Origin of the sequence: Pseudomonas sp. EMN2, assembly GCF_009650555.1 — a bacterium.
GTDB classification, from domain to species: Bacteria; Pseudomonadota; Gammaproteobacteria; order Pseudomonadales; family Pseudomonadaceae; genus Aquipseudomonas; species Aquipseudomonas sichuanensis.
Window position 1 is genome coordinate 1 of the sequence record NZ_VZZR01000044.1, and the last position, 13,382, is coordinate 13,382.

Sequence of the window (13,382 nt, forward strand, 5' to 3'; positions counted from 1 at the left end):
ATGCGACTTGCCCCGCGATCGTTTCTAGCAGGTTATTGCTGTGCCCAAGGCAGGATCGGAATCGCCGTCACCGCATTCTGCGGGCTGCCTTCGATCAGGCGGTCGCTGTACACCAGGTACACCAGCGTGTTGCGCTTCTTGTCGAGAAAACGCACCACCTGCATGGTCTTGAACACCAGCGAGGTGCGCTCCTTGAACACCTCCTCACCGTCTTTCAAGTCACCCTTGAAGTGGATCGGCCCAACCTGACGGCAGGCGATCGACGCTTCGGCACGGTCCTCGGCCAGCCCCAGGCCACCTTTCAGGCCGCCGGTCTTGGCCCGCGACAGGTAGCAGGTCACGCCGTCTACCTTGGGGTCGTCGAAGGCTTCGACGACGATACGGTCGTTGGGCCCGACGAACTTGAACACGGTGGACACCTGGCCGATCTCCTCGGCCCCGGCCAGCATCGGCAGCGCCAGGGCTGCCACGGCAATCATCCTTTTCAGCACGTTCACTTCCTCAGACCAGGACCAGGTTGTCGCGGTGTACCAGCTCAGGCTCGGCGCTGTAGCCCAGCACACTTTCGATGGCATCGGACGGCTGGCCGATGATCTTCTGCGCTTCCAGCGCGCTGTAGTTGGCCAGGCCACGGGCCACTTCCAGGCCATCCGGGCCGACGCAGACCACCATCTCGCCGCGGCGGAAGCTGCCCTGCACGGTCTTCACGCCGACCGGCAGCAGGCTCTTGTTGGCTTGGCGCAGGGCCTGCACGGCACCGTCATCCAGCACCAGGGTGCCACGGGTCTGCAAGTGGCCAGCCAGCCACTGCTTGCGCGCGGCAAGCATGCCGCGCTCGGGCGACAGCAGGGTACCCAGGCGCTCGCCGGCCTTCAGGCGGTCCAGCACGCGCTCGATACGGCCACCGATGATGATGGTGTGCGCACCGGAACGGGCAGCCAGGCGCGCGGCGCGCAGTTTGGTCTGCATGCCGCCACGGCCGAGGGCGCCACCGGTACCGCCGGCCACGGCGTCGAGCGAAGGGTCGTCGGCACGGGCTTCATAAATAAGCTGGGCTTCGGGGTTGTTGCGCGGGTCGGCGTCGAACATGCCGTCGCGGTCAGTGAGGATCACCAGCAGGTCGGCCTCGACCAGGTTGGCCACCAGCGCGGCCAGGGTGTCGTTGTCGCCGAAGCGGATCTCGTCGGTGACCACGGTGTCGTTCTCGTTGATCACCGGCACCACGCCCAGGTCGACCAGGGTGCGCAGGGTGCTGCGCGCGTTCAGGTAACGCTTGCGGTCGGACAGGTCGTCATGGGTCAGCAGGATCTGTGCGGTGTGCTTGCCGTGCTCGCCGAAGCTCGATTCCCAGGCCTGCACCAGGCGCATCTGGCCGAGCGCGGCAGCGGCCTGCAGCTCGTTCATCGCGCTCGGTCGGGTGGTCCAGCCCAACTGGCTCATGCCGGCGGCCACGGCCCCGGAAGAGACCAGCACCAGTTCCACGCCCGCTTCACGCAGGGCCACCATCTGCTCGACCCACACCGCCATGGCGCCACGGTCCAGGCCCTTGCCATCGGCAGTCAGCAGCGCGCTGCCGATCTTCACGACCCAGCGCTTGGCGCCAGTCACCTTGCTTCGCATCTTCTCTTCCAACCTATGTCGAATCTGTAGATACCTGAGATACAAAAACGCCGCTCCAGAGAGCGGCGTTCAGTGTACTGCAACCGATCAGTCGCGCACGTAAATGATTTCCGGGCCGTCTTCGTCGTCCTCGAAATCATCATCCCAGCCGTCATCGTCGCCGATGTCGTGCACGCTCTTGACGCCGGTACGGCGCAGGGTACGCGCGTCGTCCAGGGCCTGCAGCTGGGCACGGGCTTCGTCTTCGATGCGCTGGTCGAGATCGGCCAGCTCTTCGGCGTAGGCCGGGTCGTTGGCCAGGCGGTCGGCGCGGTCTTCGAGGTAGCGCATCAGGTCGTGGCTGAGTTTCTCGGTGCCTTGCTTGGAGATCGCCGAGATCACGTAGACCGGGCCTTCCCACTGCAGGCGCTCGACCACTTCCTTGACCCGCTCGTCGCGCTCGTCGTCCATGACCATGTCGGCCTTGTTCAGCACCAGCCAGCGCTCACGCTCGGCCAGCGACGGGCTGAAACGGGTCAGCTCGTTGACGATCACTTCGGCGGCATCGGCCGGGCTGCTTTCGTCCAGCGGCGCCATGTCGACCAGGTGCAGCAGCACGCGGGTACGGGCCAGGTGCTTGAGGAAGCGGATACCCAGGCCGGCACCGTCGGAGGCGCCTTCGATCAGGCCGGGAATGTCGGCGATGACGAAGCTCTTCCAGCGGTCGACGCTGACCACGCCCAGGTTCGGCACCAGGGTGGTGAACGGGTAGTCGGCGACTTTCGGCTTGGCGGCCGATACCGAGCGGATGAAGGTGCTCTTGCCGGCGTTCGGCAGGCCCAGAAGACCGACGTCAGCCAGGACTTTCATTTCCATCTTCAGGTCGCGCTGATCACCCGGCTTGCCTGGAGTGGTCTGGCGTGGCGCACGGTTGGTGCTGGACTTGAAGCGGGTGTTGCCCAGGCCGTGCCAGCCGCCCTGGGCGACCATCAGTTTCTGGCCCGGGGTGATCAGGTCACCGATGACTTCCTGGGTGGAGGCGTCGATCACGGTGGTGCCGACCGGTACGCGCAGGAACAGGTCGTCGCCTTTCTTGCCGGTGCAGTCGGTGCTGCCGCCGTTGGAGCCGCGCTGGGCTTCGTGATGACGGGTGTAGCGATAATCGACGAGGGTGTTGAGGTTCTCGTCGGCCACCATGTACACCGAGCCGCCGTCGCCACCGTCACCGCCGTTGGGGCCGCCGTTCTCGATGAATTTCTCGCGGCGGAAGCTCATGCAACCGTTACCGCCGTCACCGGCTTTTACCCGGATCGATACTTCGTCAACAAACTTCATTCAAAACCGCCTCTCGTCGAATGACGAGTCGAAAACCAGAAAACCTGAGGCTCTTGCAAAAATGAGCGCGGCGGCCCCGTACGACCAGAAACCAACGCCAGCAGCCCAAACAAACAGCTTTGCAAGAGGCTCAACACAAACGAAAAAGCCCCGTCGCATGACGGGGCTTCTGGAGCGACGTCGCGATTAAGCGGCGACGATGCTCACGTAACGGCGGTTGAACTCGCCTTTCTTCTCGAACTTGATCACGCCTTCGATCTTGGCGAACAGGGTGTGATCCTTGCCCATGCCAACGCCGTAGCCGGCGTGGAACTGGGTGCCGCGCTGACGGACGATGATGTTGCCGGCCTTGACGACCTGGCTGCCATACATCTTCACGCCAAGGCGTTTCGATTCTGAGTCGCGACCGTTACGGGTACTACCACCAGCCTTCTTGTGAGCCATGGTTCAATTCTCCAAATAAATTCAGGGGATCTAGGGGATTAAGCCTGGATGCCGGTGATTTTGATCTCGGTGAACCACTGGCGGTGGCCCATGCGCTTCATGTGGTGCTTACGACGACGGAACTTGATGATACGAACCTTGTCGTGACGGCCTTGCGAAATCACTTCGGCCACAACCTTGGCACCAGCGACAACTGGAGCACCGATGGTGACTTCTTCACCGTTGGCGACCAGCAGAACGCGATCGAAGGTCACGGATTCGCCAGTGGCGACTTCCAGTTTTTCGATCTTGAGGAATTCACCTTCAGCGACTTTGTACTGCTTGCCGCCGGTAACGATTACTGCGTAAGACATGGTATTTCTCCGATAATCCTGCTCACCCAGCGCTTTATATGATGAGTATTGGCTGGCATGGCTGCATAGGGCTGGAACGGCCCGGTGCAATTGCGTAAGGCAGGTGCTGCCCAGGAAGTTAGGGTGCGCGATTGTACGCAACCCCGGAAATGCTTGCAAGTACTGGCCAGGGCCCACGGGCAGCGCGCCTTGACACACCGATACCCGCGACCTAGCATGCCGCGCAACCTCAATGGAGCAGCCGATGCAACCCCAATCCTTCTACCGCGCGGTAGCTGACGATTTCAGCGCCGTCGACGAGATCATCAAGAAGCAGCTGACCTCGCGCGTGCCGCTGGTATCGAAGATCGGCGACTATATCACTTCCGCCGGCGGCAAGCGCCTGCGCCCGCTGCTGGTGCTGCTGTGCGGCAAGGCCCTGGGTCGCGAAGGCGACGACCTGCGCCTGCTGGCCGCCACCATCGAGTTCCTGCACACCGCCACCCTGCTGCATGACGACGTGGTCGACATGTCCGGCATGCGCCGTGGCCGCTCCACCGCCAATGCCCTGTGGGGCAACGCGCCGAGCGTTCTGGTGGGCGACTTCCTTTATTCGCGCTCGTTCGAAATGATGGTCGAACTGGGCTCGATGCCGGTCATGCAGATCCTCTCCAAGGCCACGCGGGTGATCGCCGAAGGCGAAGTGCTGCAACTGTCGCGGGTGCGCGATGCCAGCACCACCGAAGAGGTGTACATGGACGTCATCCGCGGCAAGACCGCGATGCTGTTCGAGGCCTCGACCCACAGCGCCGCCGCGCTCGCCCAGGCCACCGACGAACAGCGTGAAGCCCTGCGTACCTTCGGCGACCACCTGGGCGTGGCCTTCCAGCTGGTCGACGACCTGCTGGACTACAAGGGCGACTCGGAAACCCTGGGCAAGAACGTCGGCGACGACCTGGCCGAGGGCAAGCCGACCCTGCCGCTGATCTACACCATGCGCGAAGGTACGCCCGAGCAGGCTGCCCTGGTGCGCAAGGCGATCCAGAAAGGTGGCATCGAAGACCTGGAGCAGATCCGCATTGCCGTCGAGGCTTCGGGCGCCCTGGCCTACACCGCCCAGATGGCCCGTGACTACGTGGCCCGTGCCATTGCCTGCCTGGAAGTGCTGCCGGCCAGTGAATACCGGGATGCGCTGATCGAGTTGAGCGAGTTTGCCGTAGCGCGCACGCACTGATTCATCGCATCACCTTCAATCGCGGGGCAAGCCCGCTCCCACGCCAGCACATAGCATGGCGTGGGAGCGGGCTTGCCCCGCGATGCATTTGTGCAGGAAAAAACTAAACCCTATACAATGTGCGCCTTTACCCGTCTGTACCTTAAGGAACGCCTGTGAGCACTCTGCCACCCTGCCCAAAATGCAACTCCGAATACACCTACGAAGATGGCGCGCAACTGATCTGCCCCGAGTGCGCCCATGAGTGGTCGGCCAGCGGCGAAGCCGAAGCCAGCGACGATGTGGTGAAGAAGGATTCGGTGGGCAACGTGCTGCAGGACGGCGACACCGTCACCGTGATCAAGGACCTCAAGGTCAAGGGCTCCTCGCTGGTGGTCAAGGTCGGCACCAAGGTCAAGAACATCCGCCTGTGCGACGGCGACCACGACATCGACTGCAAGATCGATGGCATCGGCGCGATGAAGCTGAAGTCCGAGTTCGTACGCAAGGTCTGACCTCCCTTTCGGGGCTGCCTCCGGGTGGCCCCGACAGATCCTGCAACAGGATCGCCTGCACCCTTCACAACATTTCTGCCAATTGTTACTTGCTATTTTGATAATAAGAATTATTCTCATTGGAACCGCTATCCAAGGAGAATAGCCATGACTTATCTGATCGACGCCTGGCTGGAACGCCCCCACCCCTACTTACGCATCCTGCATCGCGAGACGGGCGAAGTGTGCGCCGTGCTCGAGGAAGACGCACTCGACGAGCTGCGTGACCAGGGCGACCTGGACATGACCGGGTTGAATTCGAGTGAACCGGGGGTACTGAAAGAGCTGGTGAGGAACCTGTTTCTGTTCTGCTATGCACGGGCATTGCGCCCTGGGGGAACGGATTGGAACTGAGAGAGATCGCGGGGCAAGTCGCATCGGCGCACCGCCGCTCCCACGGAGATTGCGTGGGAGCGGGCTTGCCCCGCGATTGTTCAAGGCTCAGGCCTTACAGAACGTCGAGCAGCTCGACGTCGAACACCAGTACGCTGTGCGGCGGGATGCTGCCGACGCCTTGGGCGCCGTAAGCCAGTTCGCTTGGCACGTACAGGCGCCATTTGCTGCCGGCGTTCATCAGCTGCAGGGCTTCGGTCCAGCCAGCGATCACGCCGCCAACCGGGAACTCGGCCGGCTGGCCGCGCTCGTAGGAGCTGTCGAACACGGTGCCGTCGACCAGGGTGCCGTGGTAGTGGGTGCGAACGTTGTCTTCGCGAGTCGGCTTGGCGCCTTCACCAGCGGTCAGTACTTCGTACTGCAGGCCCGAAGCCAGGGTGACGATACCTTCACGCTTGGCGTTGTCGGCCAGGAATTCCTTGCCCACTGCAGCGGCGGCTTCGGCCTTGGCAGCAGCTTCGGCTTGCATCACCTCACGGATCACCTTGAAGGCAGCCGACAGGTCGGCTTCGCTGACACGGCTTTCGGCGCCATTGAAGGCGTCGGTCAGGCCGGCAACGATGGCGTCCAGGTTGACGCCTGGTGGCGGGTTGTCACGCAGCTGGCCACCCAGCTGGCGGCCAATGCCGTAGCTGACGCGGGTTTCGTCGGTGGACAGGTTGAGTTCGGACATGGGCTTGCTCCGCTTGAGGGCGCACTGCATCTGCGCCCTGATGAAAAGGGCGAGCAGCCTAGCACACTGGTGCCGCGCGGAGCAGCTACCAGGCCGAACGCTGGGAAATCGGGACTTTGAGGTCTTCTTCCGGGTGGGTGCCCATGCCGCACATCTCGTCCTGCACGGACCAGTGCATCAGGTTCATCGAGACCATCGGGATGGCCTTGAGCAACCCCCGCGCATCCTCCACCGAATGCACGCGCAAGCGCTCGCCACTGGGGCTGGACAGGGGGTGGGCACGGCCCTTGACCCGGGCTTCAAGCAGATAATCACCGCCTTCGATGGCGATCAGGTTGAGTTCGTCGACATGGCCAGCCCTGGCCTCGGCGTTGAGCTGCTGCAGGTTCATAGGTGCACCTCGCTGCGGGAACCACGCTTGAGTGCTCATTTTTTGTACAGAACCCGGTTTTAGACAAGGCGCCGTTCGTCAGTTGTACCGCATCGTCCTTTTCGCGGGTAAACCCGCTCCCACAGGTTATGCGCAGATCCTGTGGGAGCGGGTTTACCCGCGAACAGGCATCAGTGTTTGGTCAAGCGATCCAGGTAGCCCATGACGAACGCCGAGACGACAAAGGTCATGTGGATGATCACGTACCACATCAGGTATTCGGTGGAGATGTTCTGCGCATCCATGAACACCCGCAGCAAGTGGATCGAAGAAATGGCGACGATGGACGCGGCCACTTTCATCTTCAACGACGAAGAGTCCATCTTGCCGAGCCAGTTGAGTTTCTCCTTGCTATCGTCGATGTCCAGTTGCGAGACGAAGTTCTCGTAGCCGGAGATCATCACCATCACCAACAGGCCGCCAACCAGCGACATGTCGATCAGCGACAGGATCACCAGGATCAGGTCGGCCTCGGCGAGGGAAAAGACGTTGGGCAGGACATGGATGATTTCCTGGAAGAACTTCAGGGCCAGTGCCAGCAGGCCCAGCGAGAGGCCGAAGTAGATCGGTGCGAGCAGCCAGCGCGAGGCATACATCGCGTTTTCGAGGATACGTTCCATGGACAGTGGGGACTCATAAGGTGACTGGAAAAGCGTGCGCGAGTATAGCCAGCCACCGGTGACAGCAAAAGCCTGCGGCGGCTTGCCGCAGGCGTTAAGAGCCGACGCGGACGTGGGAGCGGCGGTGCGCCGCTCCCACGCAGTAACTCAAGTTTCCGGATGGAACTGATAGTCCCCGAGATTGCGGCACCGCTCGCCGTTGATCTTGCGCAGCTGCGCCTGCAGGTGCAGGCACCAGATCTGCGGGTCTTCAGCGACCTGGTAACCATGAAGGGTAAGGCTGTCGACGATGGCATTCATCACCGACTCGGCCACCATAGGGCCATGGAACGGCCCCTGGGCCTTGATCGCCGAGGGTTGTTCGCCGGCCATGCCGGCGGCGAACAGCAAGGTCCACATGCCGTTGTCACCGGCCAGTGGGCGAATACTGCATTCGATGCGAGTCACCAGGCCCAGGCACTGGCGGGTAAGGCTGAGGTTGCGCATGGCGGCGTCCCCTCTGTGGAGCCCTGTTCAGCCCGAGAGCAACGGGCTGTTTCCATCCTGAACCCTGTAGACGTCCTTAAGTTCCACTGTAGCCGACCTACGGAAAAGTTAGAAAACCGGCGCTGAACGGTAGCACTTCGCCGCCAGCGCCGGATTATTGACTCAGGCCGGGTTGGCCTGGGCGACGACTTCCTCGAGCCGCTCCTTCTCGGCTTCCTTGATCTCTTCCTCGCTGATCATTTCGGAAATCACCCGTAGGCGCTCGACCACCCGGGCATTGACGCTGCCTTCGGCGAATTCACCCTTGTCATCCAGTGCACCGGCCTCCTCACCCACCAGCAAGCTCAGCGCTTCGTCGGCCTGACTGACGGCGTAGACGTGGAATTGCCCGGCCTCGACCGCCTGCAATACACGCTCGTCGAGCATCAGCGTGGCGACGTTGGCCTTGGGAATGATCACCCCCTGTTCGCCGGTCAGGCCGCGGGCTTCGCAAAGGCGGAAGAAGCCTTCGATCTTCTCGTTGACCCCACCCACCGCCTGCACTTCGCCAAACTGGTTGATGGAACCTGTGATGGCGAAGCACTGCTTGAGCGGCGTGCGCGACAGTGCCGAAATCAGTGTGCAGGCCTCGCCCAGCGAGGCGCTGTCACCGTCGACATAACCGTAGGACTGCTCCAGGGCGATGCTCGCCGAAATCGCCAGGGGGAACTCCTGGGCATAGCGGCTGCCCAGGTAACCAGTGAGGATCATCACCCCCTTGGAGTGGATCGGCTGGCCCAGGTTGACCTCGCGCTCGATGTCGACGATGCCGCTGCCACCCGGGTACACGGTGGCCGAAATACGCGCCGGCATGCCGAACGCCGAATCACCCACCTCCAGCACGGTCAGGCCGTTGCACTTGCCGATCGCCGCGCCTTCGGTGTCGATCAGGATGATCCCGGCGAGCATGTCGTCGAGCACCCGCTGCGACACCCGCCCGGTACGCGTGGCCTTGGCCTTGAGCGCACGTTCGATGTGGCCGGCGTCGGTCATGCTTTCATTGGCCAGCTGGCGGACGAAGTCGGCCTCGCTGACCAGCTGGAACAGGTCGCCGATACGTGCCGACAGCCGCGACTGGTTTTCTGCCAGGCGCGCGCTGTAGGTGGCCAGACGCGCCACGGCGTCGCTGGTCAGTGGCGCCATGCCTTCTTCATTGGTGCGGGTGCGCAACAGCTGAGCGAACTGCTCCAGGCTCTCGTCGACCATGGGCAGGTCTTCGTCGAAGTCGACCAGCACCCGGAACATCTCCTGGAAGTCCGAATCGTGGTCCTGCAGCGCGTAGTACAGCTGGCGCGAACCGATGATCACCAGCTTGACCCCCAGCGGGATCATCTGCGGCGTCAGGCTGACCGTGGCCACACGCCCCAGCTCGCCCAGCGGCGACTCCATCTTCAGCTTGCGCGACTGCAGGGCGCGCTTGAGTGCATCCCAGACGAAGGGCTCACCGAGCATCTTGTCGGCTTCAAGAATCAGGAAACCGCCATTGGCGCGGTGCAGTGCCCCCGCCCGCAGCTGGCGGTAGGAGGTGTACAGGGCGCCCTGGTCGGTGCTGTATTCGATGCGGCCGAACAGGTTGTCGTAGGTCGGGTGCGGCTCGAACACCACCGGTGCGCCGCCGTTGCCGCAATGGCCCACCACCAGGTTGGGCGCGTATTGCTCTTCGAGCATCTTGCGCGCCACGGCGTCGGTCTTGCTGTCATCGACCAGTTGCTCGACCACGGTGCGCAGCAGGTTCAACTGCATGGATTGCAAGTAGGCGCAGACAGCCGCGTTTTCGGCGTACTTCTCCGACAGCGGCGCCAGCAGCGGCTGCAGTGCCAGGGTGATGGTTTCTTCGTTGAGCTGGCGCAGCTGGTTGTTCGACTCGCGCTTCCACTGCGGCAGGCTGGCCAGCTCTTCGTTCAGGCGCTCTTCGAGCAGGGCGATGTCTTCATGGAAACGCTCGCGCAACTCTTCCGGCAGCTGGGCGAACTCGGCCTCGTCCAGTGCCTTGCCGTCGGCCATGGGGGTGAAGGCGACGTTGCTGCTGTCGCGGTACAGGGCCACGTCCTTTTCCAGCGAGGCGCGTTCGATCACGTCCAGCGCACGGTCGTAGCGCTGGTTGAAGGCGCGGTCGATGGCGCTTTTCTTCTGCTGGTAGGAGGGATGCTCGAACACCGCCGGGAAGGTCGCCACCAGGTTGTCGATCAGGCCATTCATGTCACTGATGAAGGCATGAGCACTGCCGGCGGGCAGCTCCAGCGCACGCGGCTCGCGAGAGTCCTCGAAATTGTTGACGTAGAGCCAGTCGGACGGCGTGGCCTGGCGCTTGCCTTCGGCCTTCAGGTAGCGCTTCACGAACGAGAAACGGCCGGTGCCGGGCTCGCCCATCACATACACGTTGTAACCGGGGCGCGGCATTGCCACGCCGAACTGCAGGGCCTCGACGGCACGCTCCTGGCCCAGCACACCACGAAATGGCTCCAGATCGTCGGTATTGGAGAAAGCAAACTGTTCAGCGGAGAAACGCCGGGTCAGGGCTTCGGGCGCGAGACGCAGGCGCGAGGCGACAGGATCGGGCATTGGGTTTCCTTACTTCGGCGGGGCGGATGGAAAGCATTCTGGCGCCGCCAGCGCGCCGCTTGCAAGGCTCTGCGGGACTTTATGTCGCAGCTCAACAATGGCGATCACGCAAGACATTTTTCGCAATAAACAACGCAATCTTTGGATCGTGCCTAAACTCCTAGCTGCGCGGGGGGGTGGCAAGTCTTCCTGTGCTGGCAACCGCGTTGCCAGAACCCTGACCATTGGTACGTCACTTGAGAATGAGAACAACGCTATGAAACGGATTCTTCTGGGTACTCTGTTCGCCGCTGTCTCTATCAACGCCATGGCCGAAGCGCCGGGAGGTCCCAACTGCGGTTGGGGCAACATGCTGTTCGAGGGCCAGCGCGGCACCCCGGCACACTTCCTGGCCTCCACCACCAACGGCACGTCCGGCAACGCAACCTTCGGCATGACCTCGGGCACCAACGGTTGCTCGACCAAGGCCTCCCTCACCTATGGCGGCAAGTCGTGGTTCGCCATGAACGGCATGATGAACGAACTGTCCGAAGACATGGCCAAGGGCCAGGGCGAAGCCCTGACCACCTACGCCGTGGTCCTCGGCGTGGCGCCTGAAGACCGCGCGCATTTCGCCGCCGTCACCCACGAGCATTTCCAGCAGATCTTCAGCAGCGCCGACGTCACTGCCGAAACTGTCCACAGCAACACCCTGGCGGTGCTCAAGAGCGACCCGCAACTGGCCAAATACGCCACCGAGGCATGAGCCCCACGCCTCCCGCCCCGGCAGCGGGGCGGGCTTGGCGATCCACCTTCGGCATCATTCAGACGTAGTTGCCCGACATGCTCAAACGCCTCGCTACCCTGGCGCTGATCGTCAGCGCCCCCTTGCACGCCGCACCACAGCCCGACCCGGCCCGCCTGCGACAGCTGGCCGCCACGCCCTACTGGATCGCCCTGGGCCACTATGAAACTGCCAAGCTCGGCGGCTGGCGCAGCTATGTCGACGACAGGCGGTTCTTTCTCGCAGAAGACGGCGCGCACCACCCAGACCAGGAGCTCAAGGCCACGGTCGAAGCGCTGTATGCCCCGGCCAGCCTCGGCGACAAGCACCCGCAGTGCGTATTCCCGGCCCGCACCCGCTGGTTGCGCGAACAACTGGGCCTAACCGACCTGCCCAAGCCTGATTGCCAGGAGTTCGCCACCTGGTACCAGTCGATCGACCCGCACAGCGCGACGCTGATCTTCCCGGCGGCCTACCTCAACAGCCCGTCGTCGATGTTCGGCCACACCTTGCTGCGCATCGACCAGTCCAACACCCGCCGCGACGACACCACGCTGCTCAGCTACGCGATCAACTTCGGTGCCTATATCGAAGGCAGCGACAACAGCATCCTCTACGCCTGGAAAGGCCTGATGGGCGGCTACCCCGGGCTGTTCGCGATCATGCCCTACCAGGAAAAACTGTCCGAGTACCGCAGCCTGGAAAACCGCGACCTGTGGGAGTACCAGCTGGACCTTACGCCGGAAGAAACCGGACGGATGGTCGAGCATGTGTGGGAGCTCAAGCAGATCAAGTTCGACTATTTCTTCTTCGACGAAAACTGCTCCTACCGCCTGCTCGAACTGCTGCAGGTGGCGCGCCCGAGCCTGGACCTCACCTCGCAGTTCCCGCTGACCGCCATCCCCACCGACACGGTCAAGGCGGTCAAGCAGTCCGGGCTGGTCACCGATGTGCGCTATCGCCCGTCGCGCGAACGCGAGCTACTGGCCCGGGCCGAGCCGCTGGACTCGGCAGAGAAACAACAGGTACTGGCCCTGAGCGCCGACACCGGGCAACTGCAAAGCCCCGAATTCACCGCCCTGCCCCGCGACCGCCAGGCCCTGGTGCAGGACGCCGCCTACCGCCTGGAGCGCTACCGCGCCAACGGCCAGGAGCGCGATCCAGCCCAGGCCACACGCAGCTTCGAGCTGCTCCGCGCGATCAACCGTAACCCACCGCCGCCGCTGGAGATCGAACGCCCCGGCCTGCCGGAGGATGGCCACCAGTCACGCACCTGGCAGTTGGGCGTCGGCACCCGTGAAGACCGCGCCTACGCCGAGTACGGCCTGCGCATGGCCTATCACGACCTCAACGACAACCTGTACAGCTTCCCCCTCGGCGCACAGATCGAGATCCTTCAGCTCAAGCTGCGCCAGTACGAAGGCAACGACTGGCAGGTGCAGCGCCTGGACCTGGCCACCATCCGTTCGCTGACACCGCGCAATGAGCTGCTCAAGCCCTGGTCGTGGCAGGTGGCGGGCGGGCTGGAGCGGGTGCCGGGCAAGCATGATGACGAAGTGCTGGTCAGCCATGTGAATGGCGGTGCCGGTGGCACCTGGCAATTGACCGACGACCTGCTGGGCTTCGCCCTGGGCACGCTGCGGGTGGAGCATCACAACGACTTCGCCGAGTTCGTTTCACCGGCGACCGGCTTCAATGGCGGCCTGTTGTGGCGCAATGGGCTGGGCAACCTGACGCTGGAGGCCAAAGGCGATTACTTCACCAATGGTGAGGTGCGGCGCAGCGTGAGCCTGAACCAGCAGTGGGAGATCAGCCAGAACTTCGGTGTGCGGCTGAGCGCCTCGCGCCAGTTCAGTCATCTGGCCACGGCGCAGAACGAAGTGATGCTGGAGTTGAAGTGGTATCAGTATTGATCCGTGCGGGCTTCTTCGCGGGTAAA

General features: G+C 63.0%; 15 protein-coding genes. 5 read left to right on the forward strand and 10 right to left on the reverse strand.

Features of this window, described 5'->3' with window-relative positions; all coding sequences use genetic code 11:
* Positions 1-32 precede the first annotated feature (32 nt).
* From F6X61_RS14410 to rplU, 5 genes are all read right to left on the reverse strand, one after another.
* Positions 33-479: a CreA family protein gene (locus F6X61_RS14410; protein WP_178125821.1), complete on the reverse strand. Its 447-nt coding sequence runs from the start codon at positions 477-479 to the stop codon at positions 33-35.
* Positions 480-501: 22 nt separating this feature from the next.
* Positions 502-1,620 carry a glutamate 5-kinase gene (gene proB, locus F6X61_RS14415; RefSeq protein ID WP_153787193.1) on the reverse strand — a complete coding sequence of 373 codons (1,119 nt, stop codon included), beginning with the start codon at positions 1,618-1,620 and terminating at the stop codon, positions 502-504.
* Between the two features lie 87 nt (positions 1,621-1,707).
* Positions 1,708-2,934: an Obg family GTPase CgtA gene (cgtA, locus tag F6X61_RS14420; RefSeq protein ID WP_110996193.1), complete on the reverse strand. Its 1,227-nt coding sequence runs from the start codon at positions 2,932-2,934 to the stop codon at positions 1,708-1,710.
* 186 nt (positions 2,935-3,120) lie between these two features.
* A complete protein-coding gene (rpmA, locus tag F6X61_RS14425) occupies positions 3,121-3,378 on the reverse strand; it encodes a 50S ribosomal protein L27 (RefSeq protein WP_008092023.1) in 258 nt (85 codons plus the stop codon).
* A 38-nt stretch (positions 3,379-3,416) separates the two neighbouring features.
* Entirely contained in the window at positions 3,417-3,731 is a 315-nt protein-coding gene (rplU, locus tag F6X61_RS14430) for a 50S ribosomal protein L21 (RefSeq protein WP_060512528.1), read from the reverse strand.
* A 244-nt stretch (positions 3,732-3,975) separates the two neighbouring features.
* Between rplU and F6X61_RS14435 the strand changes: the two genes are divergently transcribed.
* The 3 genes from F6X61_RS14435 (at position 3,976) to F6X61_RS14445 (ending at position 5,831) form a co-directional block, all read left to right on the forward strand.
* Complete coding sequence (locus tag F6X61_RS14435) at positions 3,976-4,944, forward strand: polyprenyl synthetase family protein (RefSeq protein ID WP_110996194.1); 969 nt, start codon at positions 3,976-3,978, stop codon at positions 4,942-4,944.
* Positions 4,945-5,099: 155 nt separating this feature from the next.
* Entirely contained in the window at positions 5,100-5,438 is a 339-nt protein-coding gene (locus tag F6X61_RS14440) for a zinc ribbon domain-containing protein YjdM (protein ID WP_125465575.1), read from the forward strand.
* Between the two features lie 147 nt (positions 5,439-5,585).
* Positions 5,586-5,831 (forward strand): hypothetical protein, encoded by a 246-nt coding sequence (locus tag F6X61_RS14445; RefSeq protein WP_110996196.1) that lies wholly within the window; start codon positions 5,586-5,588, stop codon positions 5,829-5,831.
* Between the two features lie 94 nt (positions 5,832-5,925).
* Here F6X61_RS14445 and F6X61_RS14450 read toward each other — a convergent pair whose 3' ends face one another.
* From F6X61_RS14450 to F6X61_RS14470, 5 genes are all read right to left on the reverse strand, one after another.
* A complete protein-coding gene (locus F6X61_RS14450) occupies positions 5,926-6,543 on the reverse strand; it encodes an FKBP-type peptidyl-prolyl cis-trans isomerase (RefSeq protein ID WP_153787194.1) in 618 nt (205 codons plus the stop codon).
* 85 nt (positions 6,544-6,628) lie between these two features.
* Positions 6,629-6,934 (reverse strand): DUF6482 family protein, encoded by a 306-nt coding sequence (locus tag F6X61_RS14455; RefSeq protein ID WP_125465577.1) that lies wholly within the window; start codon positions 6,932-6,934, stop codon positions 6,629-6,631.
* A gap of 170 nt (positions 6,935-7,104) precedes the next feature.
* Complete coding sequence (locus tag F6X61_RS14460; RefSeq protein WP_153787195.1) at positions 7,105-7,593, reverse strand: TIGR00645 family protein; 489 nt, start codon at positions 7,591-7,593, stop codon at positions 7,105-7,107.
* 147 nt (positions 7,594-7,740) lie between these two features.
* Entirely contained in the window at positions 7,741-8,079 is a 339-nt protein-coding gene (locus tag F6X61_RS14465) for a hypothetical protein (protein WP_110996200.1), read from the reverse strand.
* Between the two features lie 162 nt (positions 8,080-8,241).
* Positions 8,242-10,680 carry a Lon protease family protein gene (locus tag F6X61_RS14470; protein ID WP_153787196.1) on the reverse strand — a complete coding sequence of 813 codons (2,439 nt, stop codon included), beginning with the start codon at positions 10,678-10,680 and terminating at the stop codon, positions 8,242-8,244.
* Between the two features lie 256 nt (positions 10,681-10,936).
* Between F6X61_RS14470 and F6X61_RS14475 the strand changes: the two genes are divergently transcribed.
* Together F6X61_RS14475 and F6X61_RS14480 are read left to right on the forward strand one after the other, a co-directional pair.
* Entirely contained in the window at positions 10,937-11,425 is a 489-nt protein-coding gene (locus F6X61_RS14475; RefSeq protein WP_153787197.1) for a DUF3015 domain-containing protein, read from the forward strand.
* 77 nt (positions 11,426-11,502) lie between these two features.
* Positions 11,503-13,356 (forward strand): DUF4105 domain-containing protein, encoded by a 1,854-nt coding sequence (locus F6X61_RS14480; RefSeq protein ID WP_153787198.1) that lies wholly within the window; start codon positions 11,503-11,505, stop codon positions 13,354-13,356.
* The last annotated feature ends 26 nt before the right edge of the window (positions 13,357-13,382 follow it).